The sequence below is a fragment of the Treponema sp. genome, assembly GCF_052169735.1.
Taxonomy (GTDB): Bacteria; Spirochaetota; Spirochaetia; order Treponematales; family Treponemataceae; genus Treponema.
This window is the reverse complement of sequence record NZ_JBQNBW010000002.1, coordinates 41,374-62,856: the sequence shown is the minus strand read 5'-3', so window position 1 is coordinate 62,856 and position 21,483 is coordinate 41,374. Positions and strand designations below refer to the sequence as shown.

Below are 21,483 nucleotides of genomic sequence, written 5' to 3'. Positions count from 1 at the left end.
TTTTGAGATTAGTCAAGGGTCTCTAATACGAATTTTAACAGAATTATAGTGAATTATAGCTACCCGCATAAACGGGCACCAATAAACCGATTAGCCCTTGTGAGCAACATTTTTATATTTACAAACAATACATACATAAATTGAGATCATAAGACAAAACACGCCGATGCAACATGAAGTTTCATCGGCGCATTTTTAACAGACCTCAATTCTCTACTTTAAAAACTTACAATATTGGTCACGGTATTCTTTTACTTCTGCAATAATTGCATCAACATCAAGAACCATTTCCATCATACTGATTTGTTCTTCATAGACCTTAGGATCTATTTGGTTTTTAATCTCCGGTTCAACCACATGATAACACAAAAGTCCCAACGAGACTCCTGCCAACGGACCTGCAAAAGTGGGGTCACCGTTTGTCACGGTTTCACAGGCAAGACCTGAAGATTCTGCTTCCGCACCGCCGAGAAGAACTACTGTATTCTCACAGCCGTATTTTTCAGCTAAATCTTTAACCCGCTTTTGGTTTTCCAAGTCCATTGCGCCTGCGCTTGTTCAGACGAAGCATTCGGTTGCCGCATAAACAACTTCAGCCCCTGCTGTTTCAGCGCATAGCTTGATGGCTTCCCCGGGAATGCCGTCGCGGTCACCAATAATGATGACCTTTTTGCCTTTTAATTCCATAGCAATCCCTCCAAGGAAATTATATCAAGGGACATATCCCCGATATTTTATAACTATTGATACAAAACCATTAAAGATACTTTGCTAAAGTATCCTCAATTTGCTTTGCATTCAACCCTTCACCGGTCAAATGCTCTTTTTTTTCTCCATCAATATAGATAAGAATCGACGGCAGACCGAGCACTTGCTCTTTCATTGCAACACGGCGCCCAAGCCCAATATCAAAAGAGCAGAACTTTACTTTTCCTTCATACCGCTCCGCCATTGCGTGTACATCGGGCATCAACTGTTTGCACGGCACACACGACTGCGACCAGAAATCAACCAGTGTAACACCTTTTGAACCATGAACTTCTTGCTCAAATGACTCTTTTGTTAATTCAACCATTTCACGACCTCCTAACAATACAGACAAAAGCCTTCCATAAAAAGCAAAGTTTTTATGGAAACACCCTTTTATTTATTTTGTCATATTCTGGCGAGCCTTTATATCATCGATATAATTTCCAGCCCAGATTCCAGCCAATGCTCCATCCGCAGCGGCAGTCACTACTTGCCGAGATTCTTTCTGAATTACATCACCCGCTGCATAAATTCCGGGCACATTGGTTTCCATACGACCATTTGTGATAATATAGCCTGCTTCATCAAGTTTTACAATATCTTTTACCAACTCCGTCTGAGGATCATGCCCAATAAAAATAAACAACCCCTCAGTTTTGAAATCGGAAACCTCACCCGTTTTAGTGTCCCGCAGTTTAAGATTATTAACAAGTCCGTCGCCGCACACTTCATCAACTACAGCATTCCACTTAAACGCCATTTTAGGATTAGCAAAAGCCTTCTCTTGAATAGACTTTGCTGCACGGAGTTCATCACGGCGATGAATAATCGTTACCTTATCGGCAAATTTTGTTAAATACATTGCCTCTTCAACAGCAGCATCACCGCCGCCGACAACGGCAATTTCACATTCTTCAAAGAAAGCACCATCGCAGGTTGCGCAGTATGAAACGCCTTTCCCGCCAAACTCTTTTTCACCCGTGCAGCCCAAGGTTCTTGCGCCGGCACCGGTTGCAATCACCACAGCAAGCCCTTCATACTCCGTACCGTTGGTACCGCGCACAACATAATGAATACCATCACTGCATTTTTCGAGCTGTTCCGCACCGGTTGTTACAAACACAACACCGAACTTTTCAGCATGTTTATGGAACGCTTCACTCAATGAAGGCCCTGTTGCCTCAGGGAAGCCGGGATAGTTTTCAATTTCTTCAGTAATATAGCACTGACCGCCAGTATTTCGTTTTTGTTCTAAGACAACAGTCTTCAACTTAGACCGCGCAGCATAAATACCCGCAGCCATTCCAGCAGGACCGCCGCCTACAATTATCAAATCATATACTTCGCGCATATACGCCTCCATATAAGATAAAAGATACCACAAAAGACTCCTTTTGGCTAGATGCTTTTCATGCAAAAGAGAGGGAACTCCCTGTACAGCAGCCAAAAGGTTTAAACAAAAAAATGGATCAGACTTCACTTCAAAAGATACACGTCTTTTTCTTCCAAGCTTTTTCAGATAAAGAACGATTTAAACAGATGAAAATGCAAAAATTTTAAAAATAGCGCTTGACAAACTAATAGGGGGGGGGGGGGGGGGTATAATGGAAGAAAGTCGTGGATATTACCAACCGGCAAATATTCTGATTTTTACGATATGGTGAAAGGATGGCAGATCGACAAGCAAGCGCTGGTATACAAATGTTTGTGCGGAACTGGTCTGGACTATTTCTTTCAGTCTAAACTTCAATGTAGAGGAGAAACTTAATGGAAACGGTAAACAAGGAAAAATTCTTATCGGCAATAAAACCGCATTTAGAAAACATAGAAAGATTGAATATTCCTAACGTATTTATCAAGGAAATAGATAAATTAGATTTATCAGTCATTCGAAAAAAAGTAAATCTACCTGAAAATGCGCAAATATATGCCTTTTTTGAAAAAGACACAGAGTTTAAAGGAAAAGAAGGACTATTAATAACTGATCATGGGATATATATTCATGATGCAAATATGCAGATTGACGGATCAGCAAAAGGTAAAGTTTCTTTATCGTACATGGAATTTGCAGAATATGAAGCAAAAGTTACTAAGCATCTATTAAAATATACGGTAACATTAAAAAACACAAATTTAAACAGTAGTAAGTATTCAGAGCTGCAATTATGGCTTATCAAGAATCCCGTTATGGATGAGGCGGAAGAGGAGTCTCTATTAGAAAAAATACAAGCTTTTTTTGCTATATTGATTAGTATCTCAAAAGAAACCGTACATTTATTTGTATCTGATAAAGGTCATCAAAATCAAGAAACATCAGACTTATTAAATTCGAAATATATAGAAGCATTTATCTTGGGAAAAGATGGCGATGCAAAATCTGATAATGACACTTGTCTTTATTATAAAAAAGCCTTTGTAAAGTATAATATAAATGGAAAAGATCAATTTGCTGTACATTGGTCATGGGTATCGTTTTTCTTTAATTGGATACATTTATTACACAGGCGTCTTTATATAGAGTCTTTAATATCCTTTATTATTGCTGTAGTAGTCGGCGGCTTTGTTTGGCCATTAACGATTGCATATTGGATAGCAAGCGGAATGCTAAATCCATTTTTGTTATATAGAAAATACAGCGGAATAGTGAGAAGTTTTAAAGATGAGAATTTATCAGAAGAAAAGAAAATTGAAATATTACAAAATGCAGGCGGAACTAACAAAATTACATCGTTCATTATCGGTGTGATTGGATTGATAGTAGTTATTGCTATCGTAGTTTTTGTCTTCAAAAGCTGCTTTGGTAATTAGAAAAAAAGCAAATCTTATAGTTTTGCTTTTAGCAAATTATATTATTTCTAAAAGCAAAACTAATCAGGCTGAAAGAACGACAGATCGGCAAACAAGTACTAGTATACAAATGTTTGTGCGGAATCGATCTGGACTATTTATTTCAGTCTAAAATTCAATGTAGAGGAGTTAATTTATGAAGAAAAAACTTTCTATCGGTATTGCAATGGTATTGCTAATAGCATTGGTAGTAGGTTGCGTAGGATGTTCAACTAAAAGTTTAATTGATAAAAATATTCAATTACTAGAAAAATATGCTGACAAATATGAAAAAGCATATAAAGCAAATGATCAAGATACATTAGAAGAACTTTTTGAACCTGTGTACACTGTGATGGCTACATTAGAAGAGCACAAAGATGAAATGACTGAAGAGCAAAAGAAGCGGGTTGCAAAAATAGTTGATCATGTTGCAAGTTTACAATGACATACTAAGACGGTTGTATATGACTGAAGATATAAGACAATGTGATTATATTCACTGATACAACCATGATGATTTATTCTTTCATACTTATTTTTAATACATCTTTTTACTATGGGATTATTCGGATTCGATGTTCTATCCGATTTTGTTATGCCTCTAGCAGGTAAACTTACCAATGTTTAAGGAACAAGCATAGACTAAAAAACTAAAAGAATTACAAAACGGAGGATTTTTTATGTTTCATAAGTTGAAGGATGGGCGCAGCCTCTCCTTTCTGGTTTTACTGCTATTATTTATGTGTAATAGTTGTTTTTTATTTGATGCGGCTTCTGTTTCGGATGAAAATCCTAAACAAAGAGAGCAAACCGATTCATCAAAAAACGATAAGGATTTTCAACTTCAGATGATTAAAGATCCTTTCATTGCCAATAAAACGCGGCAAGCTGAACCGGAAGCGCAGAAAACACAGTATTCGGGAAAAGCAGTTGCGATTCCAGCTCCTCAATTTCAAAAATCAACTGCAAGCGATGCTTGGATGCCGCAGTTTTTACAGGATACCCTTACCGGTCATTTTGCCTCCTTTTCCGGTATGACAGTCTTAGATCGGAAAAACGAAGCTGTCGTTATTGCGGAGCAAAAACTGAGTGAAAGCGGCTATTACTCTGCCGATAATGCCGCTGCATTCGGACAGATGACCAATGCCGAATATGTATTAACCGGTTCGATACAAAAACTGCCGACCCGCTATGCGTTAAGTTTCCGGGTGAATGACATAACGACAAATGAAATAAAGGCTTCTTTTGATGGGCAATACGGCATGAGCGATATAGAAAACGGAAACGCCGTAAAGGATGCAGTGATAACATTGTTAAAAGGCCTTGATATTACGCTGACGAAAACGCAAATAGCGCATTTAACTAACAACCGATCGGCTATCAATGCAACGCAAAGACTTGCACAAGGGATGGCTGCCGAAAAAGAAGGAGATTTTATCACTGCTCTGTCTTTTTTAACGGATGCTTCCGAAGGGGGGAATAACGAAGCGAATACAGTTATTTCCGCTATGCTTTCAATCTCTCCCCCAACAAATATCCGTGAACAGGCCGCATATTACAAAACTCAGATTAATAAGTGGAACAAGATATGGGAAGATGTAAAAAATTATATGAACTACAACTATCCTATTCTTGTATATGATTTTGATCCGATAAAAATGCAGACGCAAGTAAGCAGTAGCGGTAATCATGTTACGGTAAAATGGGAAAAGGGTATCAAATTAGTTCCCAATAGAAAAGTGTTAGTACTCTATAATACGATTGCAGAAGAATGGGAAAAGATAAAGAGCAATCGGGATAACAATTGGATATCTCAAGTTTATACATTTAACGGCGTAACGGACTATTATATTAAAATCGGTATATATAATAAATACGGCGAATTATTAACCACTGATGACTTTTCATGGGGGAGTACCTATTGGTATAATAGAAAGCTGCGATATAAAAACGAAGCGGTTCCCCCTCAGTTTCGGCTTTTTAATGATGAGCATTTTCGTACGGTTGCATTTAGCAGTATTCCCATTAATGATAAGTTTATAGAGCCGCTTAGTGTTCGCATCATTGATTTTATTATTGACTTTATTGGTTTTACGAAAGATAAACCGAAAGATAACAAGCCGCTTCCAATCCTTTCGCTTCAAGAATGGGAATCGTATCTTAACTCGGTAGAATAGATGAAACATATACTGTTAGCGTGCTGTATTGTTGTCTTATTTTTTTCCTGCGCTTCCGCCCCGATGGTTCGAAACAGTACAGTATCCGAAGCGTCATTTGCGCAAATGCTATTTTCTTCCTCTGCTTATATTGCCGTGCGAGGCTACGGACAGGATGCCGTTTCAGCAGAACACAATGCGCTTGCTGGGGTATCCCGTTATTTTTCTTCACGTATCAGTGTGAATACTGCGGAAAAAACCTTAGTTACAGACCATGACTCAAAAAGCAGATTGGAAGACGTAACACGCATATTATCGGATACAACGCTCTTTGCGGTGCGGTACACAAAAGCGCGATTCAACAAAGAGCAAAAAAACTATGAAGTAATTGCCTATATTAATCGCCAAGAAGCATGGCAGATATATGCTCCCAAAGTACAGCAAGCTGCTGAAGCATTTTCGGGGTTATATGCTATGGGGAACCAACAAAATAGTGATTTTAGACACGCGTTGTTTTTGCTGCAAGCGCAGGAAGCGGCGCAGTCCTCTCATTTACTTTCGGTATTGGAATTTGCATACGCGCTGTATCCTGAAAGTATCGATATGTTCGCTGATGTCCAAGATAGCCTTAATAGTTTACCGAGCATGCTGAAAAAGGCTCAAGCGGAGCATGTTATTGCAGTGCACTGCATAGGCGATAACCAATCGCAGATAACCGCTGCAGTGCAGGAAATATTAGCTGACTTAGGATTTTCCGTTACAGCCAATCAAGAGGCAGCGCGTTATATATGCGCGCTTGATCTTACGGAGAATAAAAAAGAATTACCTGCGGGTATATTTTTCATCCCATCCATCAGCATTACTATTTTTGAAAATCAACGAACACCGCTCTTTTCGTATAGCAAAACATTGAGCCGTATTGGAGCTAGTATGGAATCTGCGGCAAAGCAGCGTATGTTTCATGCCGTCATAACTGAATTACGAAACTCTTTACCGTCCGCACTGAAACAGACGGCAAAATAATTAAATTATAGGAGAAGAAAAATGAAAAGAACCATTTTGATGACAACAGGCGTTATCGCTCTGTTGGTGTTTTTCGGCAGTTGTGCATCCGCACCATCCATGTCAGCTGGACAATCGTCCACGCCCTCCGATACATCCGGAGTAAAAGTTGCAGCGAATAAAACGTATGTTCGAGATTGGGCGGGCAGAACGGTTGGAACGGAGGCTATTCCTGAGTGGCTTGGCTCAGCTGTATGCGGAAATTTTACGAAAGCAAAAACGCACTTTGGCATTGACGGCGATGTATTTAAACTCTCCGTTGGATACGGAGCGGATGTCCGCGCGGCGCAAATGCGCGCTAACGCTAATTATGCGCGTATTGTAGCAAGAGAACTTCAGCAGTCCATCAATGTGTATGCTGCCGAAAAAGCCCGTTCCGGTAGTATGACTGATACAACCAAACAAGCCATTGAAGAAGTAACGCAAACGCAGTCGAATGTTGAAATTACGGGACACGAAAATAAAGCGGAGTTTTGGCAAAACGTCGATGAAGAAGATGCCGTAACGGGTAAAATGACACATAAGGTTGTACTGTATCAAATATATGTGATACCGGCGCAAACATGGGCTCGGACAACCGCAAAATATCTCAAGAGCGTGCTGGGAGAATTGCCGGAAGATTTAACGCCTGATGAAAAAGATGTCCGGGATATGGTTAAAACAATGATGGATGATGCCCGGCACCCGACCGTAATGAGTCAACAAGAAAAGCAGCAAGAGCTTGAATACAGCCGTAAAATGATGGATGCGCAAGTAAAACTTGCTCCTGAAAAACAAAAAGCTGCAGCTCAGCAAGAATTAATAAAAATTTCACAAGAAGGAAAAACGGAACGCACAAAAATTGCGGCTGACGCCAAGACGAAACAAACGCAAGCGCGTGCTGAGGCTGAAACAACAGCCTATCTTTCCGGCAATAAGGCATTACAAGCTGCCGCAACTATTACCCCTGCCGATGAAAACTGGCTTGATGCCATGGAGACAGCTTTATCTGTTATATATTAATGCTACGGGTGTGATGGAAAGAGTAAACCTGTTTGGAAACTTTAGAAAGTAAACGATAACAGTGAGTATTTTAAAAATCATATTTTCTATAAGCTGCAAGTTAGGAAAAATATCCCCTACTTGCAGCTTTATCAATTCGATAATACAATCAATTCTCATTTGCTAATCGCTGTAATGGGAACTGCATTGAGTGATTTTACACGCTATCACACCTCGATACGTTCATATTCAGAGATAGTTAGACAATAATTTTATACAAAACACCGTATATCGTTTTTATGTATTATCCTTCACTTGTTATCTATAAATGCATTGGATAACAAGAATACATGATTTGTACCAATATCTACTATAGCTATTCTTGTTAGGTTATGCGGCAATGTATCGAAATAAGTAATACAGTTCAGCACACAGAAAAATATTTGCAAAAAATATATCTTATAAGCTGAACTAAGTTGAGTTTGTTTTTAGCGCTTTTACGCTTGTATTATAATTGGTAAAAAACAAGATTTTTTAATTCTATTTGATGGCTTTATCAGTATCGTATGTTTCATCAAGGATGATGAACGGATCATTACCGTTCTTGCGATCTGACACTGCTCGTCGGTGTATGAATAGTATGCTGGCACGAGTAAGCGTTCCGAAGGGCTGTAAGGGTGTTATTCTAAAACGAAAAAACGGATTCCGGCACCAGCCGAAATCCGTTTTTTATCACCGCACGATTAGCAGTTAATCAGTCCGAAAACCATAACGAACAACGCGACGGTTTCGCAAAGACCGACAACAGTAATGTACTGACCGAAACCTTTACCGGTTTCCGCCAGCGCATCTGAACCTGCAGCAGCAGCCTTGCCCTGTGCAATAGCGGAAGCTGCAATACCGAGACCGCATGCAATACCGACGCCTAACAAGAACCACGGATCTTTTACTGACGGGATCATTTTATTCATCAGCAAGAAGCCGTAGATAGTCTGCGTGAGCGGGGCGCCTGCAAATGCGAGGAGGATGAAGGGAGCCGGTTTATTATTCAAATAACACCGCTTCCATGCTCCGATTGTGCCCTGTCCTGCGATAGCAAGCCCTAATGCCGATCCGAATGCTGAAATACCGAGTGCAGCTGCTGCACCAAACATACCAAAACTCATTGAAGTCCTCCAAGTTTATACTAGACCAGTTCGATAACTTCGTTGTCGAACTGGTCGACGAGTTCAAAATCGCACAGATAGCACGATTTTGAACATCGCATTTTAAGGTAACCTGTTCTGAAACGGAAGTTTCCGAACAGGCTTAATTTACTCGATCTATCTCACCGCTCCCGCGTATGAAATAAGAAATGTTAGCGTTACCGCTTTCTATCCGCCGATCCTGACGTACCGGCGTTTTATCACATCTTCTAAGAACGTCAGCTTTTTAAAAGCTCCTCGTTTTAGAACCCTTATTCTGCAAAAGGTTCGTATTTGAACCCTGCCCACGTTAACCCGACATGGTTTGAAAACTCTAACGTATTAAGCCGCACTCCGTGTACGATAACCGAAAGTACGTTCATAATATAGTTTAAACCGTGTCCGAAGAATAACAGCAGCACACCCAAAAAGATGAGGAAGCTGCCGAGTGCCGGCCCCGCCATTTGGTTGACTGTCGCGCTGATTGCAGAACCTGCAAGCCCGACTGCCCAAAGACGGATATAACTCATAATATCGGCAAAGACGTTTACCACCCCTAAGAACATCGTGATGATATTTTTAAGGCTGTCCACGATACTCTGCCCGATACCGGTTTGATAATTAGAAAAAATAAAGTTAAGCGCAAAGCCGCCGCCTACCGCAATCATTACCGGTTGGTTAATCTGATACCGCTCGGCGCTGACAACAAGACTGAGTACCACGACATACATACCGCAGAGCATTGCAATGGAGCCGACATGTCCCAGTATCTGCGGAGAACGGATATTCCGCACAATCGAAATGATATGCCCGATTGTCAGCTGAATGAGACCGAGTGTAAAGCAGAACTGCATCAAGTTGGCATTTCTGATGCTCTCTTCGGTTGCGTTCGAGATAGCCGGTACGGAGAGGTTTTTCAGCCATGCGGGGATGTAATCCACCGAGATGCCGAACCAGTTGCAGGTTGCCGTTCCCCAAATAACGGTGAGGACACCGAGGTAGAGGAACATCTGCATGGCGAGCGGAGCGGGCTGCTCCTTCGCTTTTGCTTTGCCGATTCCGATGAGCGACAAGATCACGAGGATGCCGCCGTAGCCTGCGTCCCCAAAAATCATCGCAAAGAAGATACCGAAAAAGAGCAGGAACCACAGCGAAATATCGGGTTCGCGGTAGCCCGGCACGGTACCGAGGAAGTCCGTCAGCGGGGTAAGCAGCTGTACAAACCGGTTATGCCGCATTGCAGTCGGGACGGCATCTTCTTCAGCCGGATCATCGGCAATAAATGCCCAGCCGTTTGCCTTTGCAAGCCCTGCAAAATCCGCTTGTTTTTCAGCAAGGATATAACCGGAAAGCCGTGCAAGCCGTATCGGCTCTTTTGAGGCAGTCCCGGCAGTGCCGTTTGCAGCATTACCGGAACCGACCGCCGCAGTAGCTGCACTGCCGGATGCGGCAAGCGTTACCGAGCTATCGGTACTGGAAGCAGCCGCCGTATCTTCCTCAAGCGGAATGACTTCCATACCGGCACGGACGGTTTCAAACTCAATCTCTTTTGCAAGTTTTTTTGCTTCCGCCTTTAACGGCGCAAGCAGTTCAGTCCGTGCTCCAATCTTTGCTTTGAATGAGGGCAGCTGTTTTTGCAGCTGTTCTCTTTTGGTATGCATTGCCGACAGCCGCATATCCGGTAGAATAAGCGGGTTAAAATCGGAGGGCAGATCAACCGGCACATCAATGGTTTCGGACACTATCGCAAAGCGGACTGTTTTTTTGCCGCCTGCAAGCCGCACCGTTTTAATGGTTTCAGGCAGTGTCGCATACGACTTTTCCGGAAGTTCGCCTATCGTCAAATAGATGCTGTTTTCTTCAAAGCTGCGTATATCTTCGGGATCAAAATCACCCCAAGAACTGTATGCTTCGATGTCGCCGGTTAGCTTATTGATTGCAGCCCGTGTATTTGATTCTTGGTCTTTAAGCTCAAGAATTTCGTCAACTGCCTGCAATAAGTCATTCCGGTTCAATGTGAGCGGTTCAGTCTTTGTTTTTTCAGCTTTTTTCGGCTGCGATTCGGTAATCAGTGCTTCCGCTTGCTGAACTCTCGTGTATGTGTTCTGCAATTCCGTCAAGGTATCGCTTGAAGCGGCTTCCTTTTCGATATGCACCGCACCGAAGTTCCGCAGTGTTTTTAACGCTGCCTTTTTCTGAGAATCCAGCACAAGGAGCGTCAGTTTTTTCATCGGTAAAATCATGCTGTTTCCTCCTCATCAGGAGCGTTCTTTTCCAAGTTTTTCTTGGAAATTTTCCCGCGTACAACCGCCGCTACCTGCTGATCTCCCAGATACACGGAAATCTTCTTGATGTTCCGCTTTGTTTCCGGTATCTTTACCTTTTCAAACAAGTTGACCCGCTGCGTTGTGGTACGCAGTTCGTTGTTGAGCCGAGCTACCTGTTCATCGAGGATTTGGGCTTCAAGATCGAGCGATAAAACTCGCTCCATCCGGTCGCAAGCAATATCGAGCCAGAGCGGCGTTGTAAAAAGATCGTAGCTGCTGCGTTCAAAGTCCGCCCCGGAAAATACCGGTATCGAAACACCGGCAATATTTCCCGTCGAGGTACGCACTTCTTTCACCTTGAGGATTTCAGGCGTAAAGACTCCCGCTTCACCGAAGACGGCAATCCACTGCTCAAACTCCTTGTGCAGCGCGTCTCGGTTCAGCCGAACCTCTTTTGCATGCGTCTCAATCGTGCGGATCTCGGTTTGCAGCTGCTGTTTTTTAAGCTGAAGCGTCGGCAAGTACCGCTGGAACATCTTAAGCGATTCTTTTTGATTTTTCAGCTCGTTTTTCGTCAGTTTAATAGCCATCGCTATTCCTTATAATAGAGAAGGAAACGCATTAATCCGCGGAGGGATTGTTCTGCGCATCCTTGGGCCAGAAGGTTTTAATCAAATCGGACTTAATACCGGTTTCCTCAGGAGTAAAGCAGGACGAAAGAATCTTCCATCCGTTATCGAGCGCTTCCTCAAGCGGAATGTTTACCGACAAATCCATCATGCGGGATTCAAAAAGCTCACCGTATTTCAGCAGCTTGCCGTCCCATTCACTCATCATAAAGCCCATCGACTTTTTCTCAAGCGTGTCCTTGTAGGAAGCATAGAGCTTGATCATATTGTCCATAAGGGCACGGTGATCTTCACGGGTCTTGCCGTTGACGTTCTGCTTGAGACGGGAAAGACTTCCAAACGGTTCGATGCGTCCGTGTTTAAGATAGAACTGACCTTCGGTGATATATCCGGTGTTATCGGGAACGGGGTGCGTTACGTCGTCGCCGGGCATGGTGGTAACGGCAAGAACGGTAACCGAACCTGCATCGTCAAAGTCAACCGCCTTTTCGTAGCGGGCGGCAAGCTGGCTGTAAAGGTCGCCGGGATAACCGCGGTTTGACGGAACCTGCTCCTGTATAATGGCGATTTCCTTCATCGCGTCAGCGAAGTTGGTCATATCGGTTAAAAGAACGAGGACATCCTTGCCTTTGAGTGCAAATTGTTCACCGACTGCAAGACACATATCGGGGATCATCAAACATTCTACCGTCGGGTCGGCGGCGGTGTGTACGAACATCACCGTGCGGCTCAGCGCGCCTGCTTCTTCCAGCGTGTCCTTAAAATAGAGGTAGTCGTCGTATTTAAGTCCCATACCGCCGAGTACGATGACATCAACCTCAGCCTGCATTGCGATACGTGCAAGCAGTTCGTTGTAGGGTTCACCGGAGCTTGAGAAAATCGGCAGCTTCTGGGAAACCACGAGGGTATTGAATACGTCGATCATCGGAATACCGGTTCTGATCATCCGCTTCGCCATAATACGCTTGGACGGGTTTACGGACGGACCGCCGATTTCTACCATATTATCCTTGAGCATCGGGCCTTGGTCGCGCGGCTCACCTGAACCGTTAAAGATACGTCCGAGTAAGTCATCGGAAAAGCTTACCTGCATTTCCCGACCGAGGAAGCGTACTTCATCACCGGTGGAAACACCGCGTCCGCCTGCAAATACCTGTAGCGAAACAAGATCACCGTCCAGCTTATTAACCTGTGCAAGCGAGGAGCCAAAGCTTGTCTGTACCTGCGCAAGCTCCCCGTAGGACACATCTTCAGCCTTGACGGTTATAACCGAACCGTTAATGGATTCAATCTTACTGTACACTTTCTTCATGATGTGCCTCCGCTTCTTTTATGAGTTTTGCCGCTTTTTCATCAAGCCCTGTTGCTTTATCGGAAAGCGCCCCGGTAATTGCCGCTTCGTGCTTCTTAAATTCCGGCGATTCCCACGGCGAATAGTTATAGTCGATAAAGGACTGGCGCAGCTTGTTAAAGTATGCGCGGGCTTCATCCTTGGTGTTAAAGGAGAATTGAGAGCCCAATATGCGCAGGATCAGTTTGTAAATATAGCGCTGACGCTCTACGGAAACGGCATCGTCAACCTTATCGAAGGAGTTTTGCTGTAAATAAACCGCGTCAAGGAAGTCGCCCTTCAAGTAGACGATAAAGTCTTCCATACTGGTACCTTCTTCACCGACAACCTTCATCATCTGTTCGACCTCGGTACCGCGGCGGAGCATTCCTCTGCCGTATTCTACCTGAGCCGTGCCGAGTACGCTTGGGTATTTTGACCATGAATCGAGCGGGTGGATGGCAGGATATTTACGGGCATCGGAGCGTTCGCGGGAAAGACCGTGGAATGCGCCGACAACTTTGAGCGTTGCCTGCGTAACCGGCTCTTCAAAGTTACCGCCTGCGGGGGAAACCGTACCGCCGATTGTTACGGAGCCTTTGCTGCCGTCCTTTAAGCGGACAATACCGGCGCGCTCATAGAACGCTGCAATGTAGGATTCCAAATAGGCGGGGAAAGCTTCTTCACCGGGGATTTCTTCCAAGCGTCCGGACATTTCGCGCAAAGCCTGCGCCCAGCGGCTGGTGGAGTCTGCAAGGAGCAGAACGTCAAGCCCCATCTGGCGGTAGTATTCGGCAAGGGTAACGCCGGTATAAACCGAAGCCTCGCGCGCCGCAACCGGCATCGACGATGTATTACAAATGATAACCGTCCGCTCCATCAGGGTGCGTCCCGTGCGGGGGTCGGTTAATTCAGGGAATTCTTTTAAGGTTTCTACAACTTCACCGGCGCGCTCACCGCAGGCGGCGATGATAACGATATCAACCTCTGCGTTACGGCTGGTTGCGTGCTGTAAAACGGTTTTACCAGCGCCGAACGGCCCCGGAATACAGTAGGTACCGCCCTTTGCTACCGGGAAGAAGGTATCTACGGTGCGGATTTTGGTAACAAGCGTTTCTGAGGGCTTGAGCCGTTCGGCATAGCAGTCAATCGCACGCTTTACCGGCCAACGGAAGCTCATCGTAAGCAGATACTTTTTACCGCGCTCGTCGGTTACTTCCGCAATGGTTTCGTGTACGGTGTATTGCCCTGCCGGTTTAATGGAAGAAAGCGTGTATGTGCCGTACATACCGAAGGGAAGCATAATCCGGTGGGTAAAATTCCCCTCCGGCACGGTTCCCAGCACATCGCCGCGCACAAGCGTATCGCCGACCTGTGCAACCGGCGTAAAATCCCACTGTGCCTCGGTAGGAAGCGCATTCAAATAGATACCGCGCTCCAAAAAGTAGCCCGCCTTTTCTGCAAGGTCGGGGAGCGGGTTCTGCAAACCGTCATACACTCTGCCGAGCAGTCCCGGCCCAAGTTCAACCGACAAGAGATCGCCGGTAAACTCAACTTCATCACCGACGCGGATACCCTTGGTAATTTCGAATACCTGCATCTGAGCAACGGAGCCGCGTATACGGATGATCTCGCTCTTCAATTTGGTGTCGCCGATATGGACGTAGCCAACTTCGTTTAACGTAACCAGACCGTCAAACTCAACGCTGACCATATTCCCGTTAATACCGACTACCTTTCCTTTCGTTCCTCTCATATCTTTTCTCCGAGAATTTGTGTATAAATTGAGTGATATTCTGTGCGGCCGGTTTCCATCTTAAATTTTGAAGCCCGTTCGCTCAACAGTAATACAATTCCATAGCCGAAAACCGCTTCGCTGTCAAAGAAATGCAGTTTCCGCAGCTGATCTGCTGCCGCAAGCCGCGCATTCAGCAAATACCGTTCCGCCGCTAAGGGGTCATCGATGTTGGAAACCCCGCGCACAATAGCGCCGATATCAAAGGCGGAAGCAGGTGTTTCTGCTTGAGCAATCCGCTCATCCCGTTTCAGCTTTGCAGCGCGCATTTGTTCAAGCGCAAACCGCAGTTCCTGTTCAAACGCATACCATTCGTTCACCACAGCAGAAGCCGTATGGACAGCCTCGCGGGGCGGAACGAGCGTTAAAGATTCCAGCACGGCAGCATCTTTTTCAGTTAAAAACCGCAGGGCAAGCTCTTTAAATTGCGCGTAAGACAGCGGCGGGTCGGTGTGCGGCATAATTGACGGCAGCTGAGCCATCAAATAATAGTATGAAGCCACTCCTTATAACTCCTTTACCGCATCCTTCAACAGGCGTGCAGCGCGTGAGCTGATATAGGCAGAAAACAAATCGGCGACTGATTCCGCAGAGAAATCATAGTATGCCGAACCGTCCTTTACCCCAATTCTAAAGCCGCCTGCAAGCTGTGCATCGGATTTAACCTCGATGCCTTTTTCAACCTCTTTCTTAAACGCAGCAAGCAAAGCGCTTTCCAGCTTTTGCGCATCTTCGGGAGAAAGAACAACGGAAATATCGGCTTCGTTTGTTTTAATCCAGCCCTTTACCGCTTCGGGGATCAGCGTTTTGAGTACATCGCTGTTATATGCCGCTGCGGTTTCCGCTTTGATGAGGGCATCGAGAGAAGCGGTAACTCCTTCTCTAAAGGCGATGAGCGCATTGCGGCAAGCCTGTTTAACGGCAGCCTCCGAAGCGTTTGTAAACCGTTGGGATTCGACTTCAGTCTTCTTCAACAAGGTTTCAGCCTCTTTTTCCGCATCCGCAACGATAGCCTTTGCCTTTTTCTCCGCTTCGGCAATGATACCCGCAGCTTGCTGTTCAGCAGAAGCAATACCGTCCTGCTTGATCTTTTCAACAAGATCCTGTAACTGAACTTCCATAATCAACTCACCTCTCTTATATATGTATAATATCGATTTATAACCATTCTACTCAGGTTTTATTCTATCAGTTTCTACCATAGTGTAGAAATACAGAGCAGTTATCCGGCTCCATTAAACCTGTTCGACAATGCAGGTATCGAACAAGTCCAGTTCAGCTCCGAAAGCTCTGTTACCGGCTCTATGCAGCGGTCAGCTTCACTGCTGCACCGTAAACCGCCACTGTGTTTCGTGCCGGTATACTTCGCCGGGATGTACCCACACGGAAGGAAACTCAGGGTGATGAGGCGAATCCGGCACATGCTGGGTTTCAAAGCACACGGCAGAATGCTTGTTGTACACATCGCCGTTTTTCCCCTGCTCTCCGTTCAAAAAGTTTGCGGTATACATGGTGATTGCCGGCTGTGTTGAATAAATACGCAGTGTTCTGCCTGTTACCGGCTCCGTTATAATAGCAGCAAGCGGAAGATCACCCGTGCTGTCCGCATCGCGCAGCCATGTTCCGTCGTAACCGTTTTCTAACAGACCAAAATCTTGTGATAACGGCTTTGTTGTACGGAAATCGAACGGAGTTCCTTCTACCGGTATCAGCACACCGGTCGGCAGTAATGAATCGTCAACTGCTACATAACGGCTTGCGAAAAGCTGTACCTGATGGTTAAGAGCCGAAACATAACCGCCATCCGCCTCCATTCCGGCAGGATTGAGATTAAAATACGTATGGTTTGTCAAATTGATCGGAGTTGTTTTCGTGGTATGAGCTTCATAGCGCAAGGTGATGGTATTGTTTTTGTTGAGGGTATACGAAACGGTAAGCCGGACTTCGCCGGGAAAACCTTGCTCGCCGTCGGGGCTTATTCGGGAAAAACGTACCCCTGCCTCATCACTGCCGGAAATAGGGTCAGCATACCACAACTGCCGGTCATACGCAGGATAGCCGCCGTGCAGACAGTGTTTTCCGCCTGAATTGCGGATCAGCTGATACTTGGTACCCTCTAAAACAAATTCGGCATTCGCAATCCGCCCTGCGCACCTGCCGATAATCGAGCCGAAGTGAGGCTTATTGCGGATATATCCTTCAAGTGTGGAATAACCGAGTATAACGTCATCACAGCCGCCCTTGGCAGCAGGCAGCAAAATACTGGTAATACAGCAGCCGTAATCGGTTGCCGAAAATGACATTGTTCCATTTGAAACCGTAAAAAGTGAGACAGCTTCCCCTGAAGAAAGCAGTCCGAACCGTTCTTTTGTTACTTCCATACCACCTGCCAAAAGTTACCTGCAACAAGCAACACTTTTACCATTGTACAATGCTTTTCATAAATGTACAAGGGAAAGATTCTATGCAGAAACGAGTTTTTGCTCTGCTGAAACTCGCGCTTTCTATCGTACTTGGTAAGATAATACATCAGATAGTCATCAAATATTTCTTCTCCTAATGCAGAAAAATGACCATTACCATTTATTAGGTCTTCTATTTTTATAATTGAACCAATATTTTTAGTATTTCCACTACCGGGATGAGCTGCCGCTATTTTTATTTTGGCTGGGCAAAAAATATATTATCTTTTTTATCAATAAAATTCAAATCTGGATAAAGATTTTGCTGAGGACTTAATTCTAATTCTAAATCATTTTCTTTTGCAAAATTTTGTAACAAAGGAGACAAAAGTAGTTCCAATACTTTTGATATAATTTTTGTATCTATTGAAATTATGTAAATATTTTTATATATGTCGATGAAACCCTTGATTATCCACTCGTTTTCTTTTGTGGAAACAGCTTTTTCAAATGTGTATAATTTTTACGGTGCCGTATAGGCACATTAAGCAAGTTTTACGCCAAAACAAATGTCAGGTTGAAGCGCGTGTTAGATTTTATTCTACCCCCAATTTTGTATAATCGAGTCCAGAGTTCGTCTGAGGATTGCTTTCATAACAATCATTTGTCCTGTGTAGGTTTGTCCTCATTGGAATTGCAAATTTATTATTTTCTACTTCAACCAGAAGAATAATATAAGGTCTGGTTTCACCTTTGCTCATTATTTCTGTACAATCTTTATATTTTTGATAAAAAACGGATGATAAATACCGTAATTCCATTTTTCCCACCTATAAAAAAAGCCCTGTAGTTGCCTACAGAGCTTCCTCAATCGAGCTTTATTTTATTAGCCGGGTCAGGCTCTCCGACCCCAATCATCTATCGGATCTTATTTATTTAGCCAGGACAAGCCCTATGTCCTCAATCTATTTATATTATATGATAATTTTTGCAATAAGTCAATATTTTTCTAAAAAAGGTGGTGTTTCCATTGCCGTATTGAAAGTATAAGATTTTTTTATTCAATGCATGAAAATTCAGCAATATTATTCCATACCCTGTCTAAACATTATTTGCAGCACTTGTTACTTTCAGCTAGAAATAGTATTTTTTTCGTTCCTGCATTAAAGTTCAATATTAACCACAAGCGGCGCAAGCCATCAATCTAATGCCGATTATAATGAACGCGTAAAACTTCTCCATAAATGCATGAAAGTAGAAGATGTTTATAACACCCTGAAGAAGTGTCTACAAAAGATGAATAAGATTTTACTTGCGCTGTATTTGAGGAAAGGACATGCCGGTTCTGCTACGTTGAAGACTAATTTGTTCACAGCAACGAAGTAGATACACACATCCAGCGCTTTTGCAAAGAGACGGCGTAGATACAAGGAGTTAGCCGAAAATAAAGCGCAGGCGTATTTATATACGTTGAGCATTTATTTTCGGCGTGCGACGCAGTAGATGCGCCGTATATTTGCAAAAGACTAGTCGACACGAAAAAAACTCCGTAAGCTTTTGCAAAGAGACGGTGCAGATACAAGGCGCAAGCAAAAATAAAGCGGAAACGTACTTGCTGTACGTTGAGCATTTATTTGTGCGCAGCAACGCAGTAGATATGCCGTATATTTGCAAAAGACTAGTCGACACGAAAAAGTTGACTCTTCTGATACTCAGGGAAAAAACGTTTCTGGCTGCCGTTTTCAAACTGTACGGTAATCACCAGCTCGCCGCCGCTTTGCCGGGACTGTACCACATACCCGTAGCCGTAGTCGTCGTGAAAGAGGCGCTGTCCGCATTTCCACAACGAGGCTTCCTCATCGGCGGGAGAGGCAAATCTTGCGATGGGCTGTCCGGCAACGTCAACCAGTCCCTCGTCAATTTCCGCTAAAAAACGGCTTGGTTCCATATATGACAACTTTCCATACATCCGCCGTGCTGCGCAGCTGGTCATATACAAGGCATCTTGCGCACGGGTACAGGCAACGTACATCAGCCGCCGTTCCTCCTCCAGATCCTCGTTACTTTCGTTATTGCGCGGGAATATCCCGTTTTCAAGCCCCGTGATAACTACATTGGGAAATTCAAGCCCCTTCGTATTATGAATGGTGATGAGCTGCACGGCATCAGCTCCGGCATCGGTTTCCGCAAGACTGCGGTCTAGTTCAATATGCTCCAAAAATGAGGTCAGCCCGGCAGCTGTACAGGGGTACAGAGAAGCGGTATTGGCAAGTTCCTGTAAGTTCGCCGTTTTCTGCGTACCCATCACTTCGTCTTGATTCCGGTGAAAGATTCCCAAGCCGGTTTGTTCGATTACGGTAAGAACAAAAGCGGCCAGACCTTGCCCTGGTAAGAGCTGGGCATTCTGACCGGCACGGGGACTGTCCGGAGCGGCATCCGGCGCGGACATATCTGCCGGCATATTTACCGACAGCGCACCGGTATCAAAAACAGCGTCAGTATCTGTAGCAGCGCTATTCGCGGTATCGCTATTCTCCGCACTGCACTCAGTCAGAATACTGCGGAGGGAATACAGTGTAGTGAGAAACTCACGCAGTGCAGCGCCTGCCTTTTTTGTGAGTGATAACTTTGCCGCATCGGTGAGCAGCACGGTAATGTAGTCGGCTCCTTGTTGAGTGCTTCCGCGGTCTTGTTCCGGTGAATCGCCGAATGCCAATACGCCTGTATATGCCGGAGGTTCCGTGTTTACGGCTTCTTCCGCATTTGTGGGCTCACCTGTATATACAGATGAATGTGCAAATGCCGAACGGGCGTACGCAACCAACTTATTTTGTGTGGTTTCGCCGATTCCCCGCGCGGGTTTATTCACCATACGGCGGAAGGCAATTTCGTCGCGCCCGTTTGCGATAAGCGCTAAAAGAGCCAGCGCATCCTTAATTTCCTCACGTTCGTAGAACTTGAGCGTACCGACTACTTTGTGCGGAATTTTTTCGTGCAGGAAAGTTGTTTCAAAGTTGAGCGATTGCGCATTGGTTCGGTACAAAATTGCCCAGTCTGCGTACGAACCGCCCTCCTGCACCGCTTTTTTGATGAGCTGCACACACAGCTCTGCCTCCGCGTCTTGAGACGGTAGGTAATAAAGGCAGGGCTTTTGTCCGCCGGTTCCGCGCGCTGCAATCAGCGTTTTACCGAGCCGTCCCTCATTGCGGGACACAATAGAACCGGCAACTTGCAGGATAGGTTCATACGAGCGGTAGTTCCGCACCAGCCGGATAATCTTTGTGTGCGGAAATTGACGGTCAAAGGTGAGGATGTTCTGCACTTCAGCGCCGCGAAACCGGTAAATGGACTGATCATCATCGCCGACAACACAGACATACGTGTCATCCCCCGTCAGTTCCCGTAGCAGCCGGAATTGAGCATCATTTGAATCCTGATACTCATCCACAAGGATCACTTTAAAGCGTCTATGCAGTTGTTGGGCAATAGCGGTATGATCTTGCAGCAGCTGAACCGGCAGCATAATCAGGTCGCCGAAGTCGGCATTCCCCGTTTCGCGGAGCCGCTGTTGATACGTCCGGTAGATTACCGCAAACTCAGGCGCGGGGTCGATTGCCGCAAGCTGCGGACTATCGGGCAACAGGCAATAATCTTTCGCGCGGGAGATTTTCCGCATAAATCGCTGTGCCTCCTGCTTATTCAGTTGAGGCAGCGCCTTCATCAGCAGTGTTACCGAATCATCATCATCGTAAATCGTAAAATTGGGAGAAAGTCCTGCCCATTCGGCATACCGGCGCAGCATCCACGCACCGAAAGAGTGAAAGGTTCTGATACTCGACCGACCCGCGCGTTCATCCAACGCTTGTGCCCGCTCTGCCATTTCCCGAGCAGCCTTGTTGGTAAAGGTAACTGCCAAAATCGATTCGGGGCGTACCCCCTGTTCAGCAATGAGCCATGCAATTTTTGTTGTAATAACCCGCGTCTTTCCCGAACCGGCACCTGCCAAAATCAAAAGTGGTGAGCCGGTATGACACACCGCTTCAAGCTGTTCAGGATTTAAAACCGATAAATAATTACTCATTTCTTCCATCGTTTTCA

Annotated in this window: 19 protein-coding genes and 1 pseudogene; 5 read left to right on the top strand and 15 right to left on the bottom strand. The window is 44.9% G+C overall.

The genetic code is table 11. The annotated features are described in order from the left end of the window. Window positions 1–213: 213 nt before the first annotated feature. The 3 genes from grdA to trxB all read right to left on the bottom strand — a co-directional run bounded on the left by grdA (window position 214) and on the right by trxB (window position 2,101). The gene (gene grdA, locus ACTTJ8_RS00865) at window positions 214–687 is read right to left on the bottom strand and encodes a glycine/sarcosine/betaine reductase complex selenoprotein A (RefSeq protein ID WP_442715947.1); all 474 of its coding nucleotides are present in this window, start codon (window positions 685–687) and stop codon (window positions 214–216) included. A 70-nt stretch (window positions 688–757) separates the two neighbouring features. Continuing rightward, window positions 758–1,075: a thioredoxin TrxA gene (trxA, locus tag ACTTJ8_RS00860; RefSeq protein WP_442715946.1), complete on the bottom strand. Its 318-nt coding sequence runs from the start codon at window positions 1,073–1,075 to the stop codon at window positions 758–760. 72 nt (window positions 1,076–1,147) lie between these two features. Then, window positions 1,148–2,101, bottom strand: a complete 954-nt coding sequence (trxB, locus tag ACTTJ8_RS00855; protein WP_442715945.1) for a thioredoxin-disulfide reductase — start codon at window positions 2,099–2,101, stop codon at window positions 1,148–1,150. A gap of 416 nt (window positions 2,102–2,517) precedes the next feature. On the opposite strand from trxB, the gene ACTTJ8_RS00850 reads away from it, so the two are divergent. From ACTTJ8_RS00850 to ACTTJ8_RS00830, 5 genes are all read left to right on the top strand, one after another. Then, the gene (locus tag ACTTJ8_RS00850; protein WP_442718429.1) at window positions 2,518–3,558 is read left to right on the top strand and encodes a DUF2628 domain-containing protein; all 1,041 of its coding nucleotides are present in this window, start codon (window positions 2,518–2,520) and stop codon (window positions 3,556–3,558) included. Window positions 3,559–3,733: 175 nt separating this feature from the next. Continuing rightward, window positions 3,734–4,024, top strand: a complete 291-nt coding sequence (locus ACTTJ8_RS00845) for a hypothetical protein (protein WP_442718428.1) — start codon at window positions 3,734–3,736, stop codon at window positions 4,022–4,024. Between the two features lie 235 nt (window positions 4,025–4,259). Next, window positions 4,260–5,756, top strand: a complete 1,497-nt coding sequence (locus tag ACTTJ8_RS00840) for a CsgG/HfaB family protein (protein ID WP_442715942.1) — start codon at window positions 4,260–4,262, stop codon at window positions 5,754–5,756. Between the two features lie 63 nt (window positions 5,757–5,819). Further along, window positions 5,820–6,758: a hypothetical protein gene (locus ACTTJ8_RS00835; RefSeq protein WP_442718427.1), complete on the top strand. Its 939-nt coding sequence runs from the start codon at window positions 5,820–5,822 to the stop codon at window positions 6,756–6,758. Window positions 6,759–6,779: 21 nt separating this feature from the next. Continuing rightward, complete coding sequence (locus ACTTJ8_RS00830) at window positions 6,780–7,799, top strand: hypothetical protein (protein ID WP_442720066.1); 1,020 nt, start codon at window positions 6,780–6,782, stop codon at window positions 7,797–7,799. Between the two features lie 722 nt (window positions 7,800–8,521). Here the strand turns inward: ACTTJ8_RS00830 and ACTTJ8_RS00825 are convergent. The 12 genes and pseudogenes from ACTTJ8_RS00825 to ACTTJ8_RS00770 all read right to left on the bottom strand — a co-directional run bounded on the left by ACTTJ8_RS00825 (window position 8,522) and on the right by ACTTJ8_RS00770 (window position 21,475). Further along, window positions 8,522–8,944: a V-type ATP synthase subunit K gene (locus tag ACTTJ8_RS00825; RefSeq protein WP_442720065.1), complete on the bottom strand. Its 423-nt coding sequence runs from the start codon at window positions 8,942–8,944 to the stop codon at window positions 8,522–8,524. A 290-nt stretch (window positions 8,945–9,234) separates the two neighbouring features. Beyond that, window positions 9,235–11,205 (bottom strand): V-type ATP synthase subunit I, encoded by a 1,971-nt coding sequence (locus ACTTJ8_RS00820; protein ID WP_442720064.1) that lies wholly within the window; start codon window positions 11,203–11,205, stop codon window positions 9,235–9,237. Beyond that, on the bottom strand, window positions 11,202–11,819 hold the full coding sequence (locus tag ACTTJ8_RS00815) for a V-type ATP synthase subunit D (protein WP_162664304.1): 618 nt from the start codon (window positions 11,817–11,819) through the stop codon (window positions 11,202–11,204). Before ACTTJ8_RS00815 ends, ACTTJ8_RS00820 begins: the two co-directional genes overlap by 4 nt. A gap of 31 nt (window positions 11,820–11,850) precedes the next feature. Next, window positions 11,851–13,170 (bottom strand): V-type ATP synthase subunit B, encoded by a 1,320-nt coding sequence (locus ACTTJ8_RS00810; protein ID WP_442720063.1) that lies wholly within the window; start codon window positions 13,168–13,170, stop codon window positions 11,851–11,853. Beyond that, window positions 13,151–14,944 carry a V-type ATP synthase subunit A gene (locus ACTTJ8_RS00805; RefSeq protein ID WP_442720062.1) on the bottom strand — a complete coding sequence of 598 codons (1,794 nt, stop codon included), beginning with the start codon at window positions 14,942–14,944 and terminating at the stop codon, window positions 13,151–13,153. The genes ACTTJ8_RS00810 and ACTTJ8_RS00805 overlap by 20 nt, the downstream gene beginning before the upstream one ends. Beyond that, window positions 14,941–15,486: a hypothetical protein gene (locus tag ACTTJ8_RS00800; RefSeq protein WP_442720061.1), complete on the bottom strand. Its 546-nt coding sequence runs from the start codon at window positions 15,484–15,486 to the stop codon at window positions 14,941–14,943. The genes ACTTJ8_RS00805 and ACTTJ8_RS00800 overlap by 4 nt, the downstream gene beginning before the upstream one ends. 3 nt (window positions 15,487–15,489) lie before the next feature. Beyond that, window positions 15,490–16,104 carry a V-type ATP synthase subunit E gene (locus ACTTJ8_RS00795; protein ID WP_442720060.1) on the bottom strand — a complete coding sequence of 205 codons (615 nt, stop codon included), beginning with the start codon at window positions 16,102–16,104 and terminating at the stop codon, window positions 15,490–15,492. Window positions 16,105–16,302: 198 nt separating this feature from the next. Beyond that, window positions 16,303–17,364 carry an aldose epimerase family protein gene (locus ACTTJ8_RS00790; RefSeq protein ID WP_442720059.1) on the bottom strand — a complete coding sequence of 354 codons (1,062 nt, stop codon included), beginning with the start codon at window positions 17,362–17,364 and terminating at the stop codon, window positions 16,303–16,305. After that, complete coding sequence (locus tag ACTTJ8_RS00785; protein ID WP_442720069.1) at window positions 17,355–17,663, bottom strand: type II restriction endonuclease; 309 nt, start codon at window positions 17,661–17,663, stop codon at window positions 17,355–17,357. Before ACTTJ8_RS00785 ends, ACTTJ8_RS00790 begins: the two co-directional genes overlap by 10 nt. After that, window positions 17,642–17,872, bottom strand: a pseudogene (locus tag ACTTJ8_RS00780) (type II restriction endonuclease); the annotation flags it as partial. The gene ACTTJ8_RS00785 and the pseudogene ACTTJ8_RS00780, both read right to left, overlap by 22 nt. Window positions 17,873–17,981: 109 nt before the next feature. Continuing rightward, on the bottom strand, window positions 17,982–18,206 hold the full coding sequence (locus ACTTJ8_RS00775) for a hypothetical protein (RefSeq protein WP_442718420.1): 225 nt from the start codon (window positions 18,204–18,206) through the stop codon (window positions 17,982–17,984). Window positions 18,207–19,063: 857 nt separating this feature from the next. Beyond that, entirely contained in the window at window positions 19,064–21,475 is a 2,412-nt protein-coding gene (locus ACTTJ8_RS00770; RefSeq protein ID WP_442720058.1) for an ATP-dependent helicase, read from the bottom strand. Window positions 21,476–21,483: the final 8 nt, after the last annotated feature.

Excerpts from the sequence above, each read along its gene's own strand:
- ACTTJ8_RS00830 (WP_442720066.1), top strand. The coding sequence starts at position 6,780 with ATGAAAAGAACCATTTTGATGACAACAGGCGTTATCGCTCTGTTGGTG.
- ACTTJ8_RS00850 (WP_442718429.1), top strand. The coding sequence starts at position 2,518 with ATGGAAACGGTAAACAAGGAAAAATTCTTATCGGCAATAAAACCGCAT.
- ACTTJ8_RS00835 (WP_442718427.1), top strand. The coding sequence starts at position 5,820 with ATGGTTCGAAACAGTACAGTATCCGAAGCGTCATTTGCGCAAATGCTA.
- ACTTJ8_RS00775 (WP_442718420.1), bottom strand. The coding sequence starts at position 18,206 with ATGGAATTACGGTATTTATCATCCGTTTTTTATCAAAAATATAAAGAT.
- ACTTJ8_RS00790 (WP_442720059.1), bottom strand. The coding sequence starts at position 17,364 with ATGGAAGTAACAAAAGAACGGTTCGGACTGCTTTCTTCAGGGGAAGCT.
- ACTTJ8_RS00825 (WP_442720065.1), bottom strand. The coding sequence starts at position 8,944 with ATGAGTTTTGGTATGTTTGGTGCAGCAGCTGCACTCGGTATTTCAGCA.
- ACTTJ8_RS00805 (WP_442720062.1), bottom strand. The coding sequence starts at position 14,944 with ATGAGAGGAACGAAAGGAAAGGTAGTCGGTATTAACGGGAATATGGTC.
- ACTTJ8_RS00840 (WP_442715942.1), top strand. The coding sequence starts at position 4,260 with ATGTTTCATAAGTTGAAGGATGGGCGCAGCCTCTCCTTTCTGGTTTTA.
- trxB (WP_442715945.1), bottom strand. The coding sequence starts at position 2,101 with ATGCGCGAAGTATATGATTTGATAATTGTAGGCGGCGGTCCTGCTGGA.
- ACTTJ8_RS00770 (WP_442720058.1), bottom strand. The coding sequence starts at position 21,475 with ATGGAAGAAATGAGTAATTATTTATCGGTTTTAAATCCTGAACAGCTT.
- ACTTJ8_RS00810 (WP_442720063.1), bottom strand. The coding sequence starts at position 13,170 with ATGAAGAAAGTGTACAGTAAGATTGAATCCATTAACGGTTCGGTTATA.
- ACTTJ8_RS00815 (WP_162664304.1), bottom strand. The coding sequence starts at position 11,819 with ATGGCTATTAAACTGACGAAAAACGAGCTGAAAAATCAAAAAGAATCG.
- ACTTJ8_RS00845 (WP_442718428.1), top strand. The coding sequence starts at position 3,734 with ATGAAGAAAAAACTTTCTATCGGTATTGCAATGGTATTGCTAATAGCA.
- ACTTJ8_RS00795 (WP_442720060.1), bottom strand. The coding sequence starts at position 16,104 with ATGGAAGTTCAGTTACAGGATCTTGTTGAAAAGATCAAGCAGGACGGT.
- trxA (WP_442715946.1), bottom strand. The coding sequence starts at position 1,075 with ATGGTTGAATTAACAAAAGAGTCATTTGAGCAAGAAGTTCATGGTTCA.
- ACTTJ8_RS00820 (WP_442720064.1), bottom strand. The coding sequence starts at position 11,205 with ATGATTTTACCGATGAAAAAACTGACGCTCCTTGTGCTGGATTCTCAG.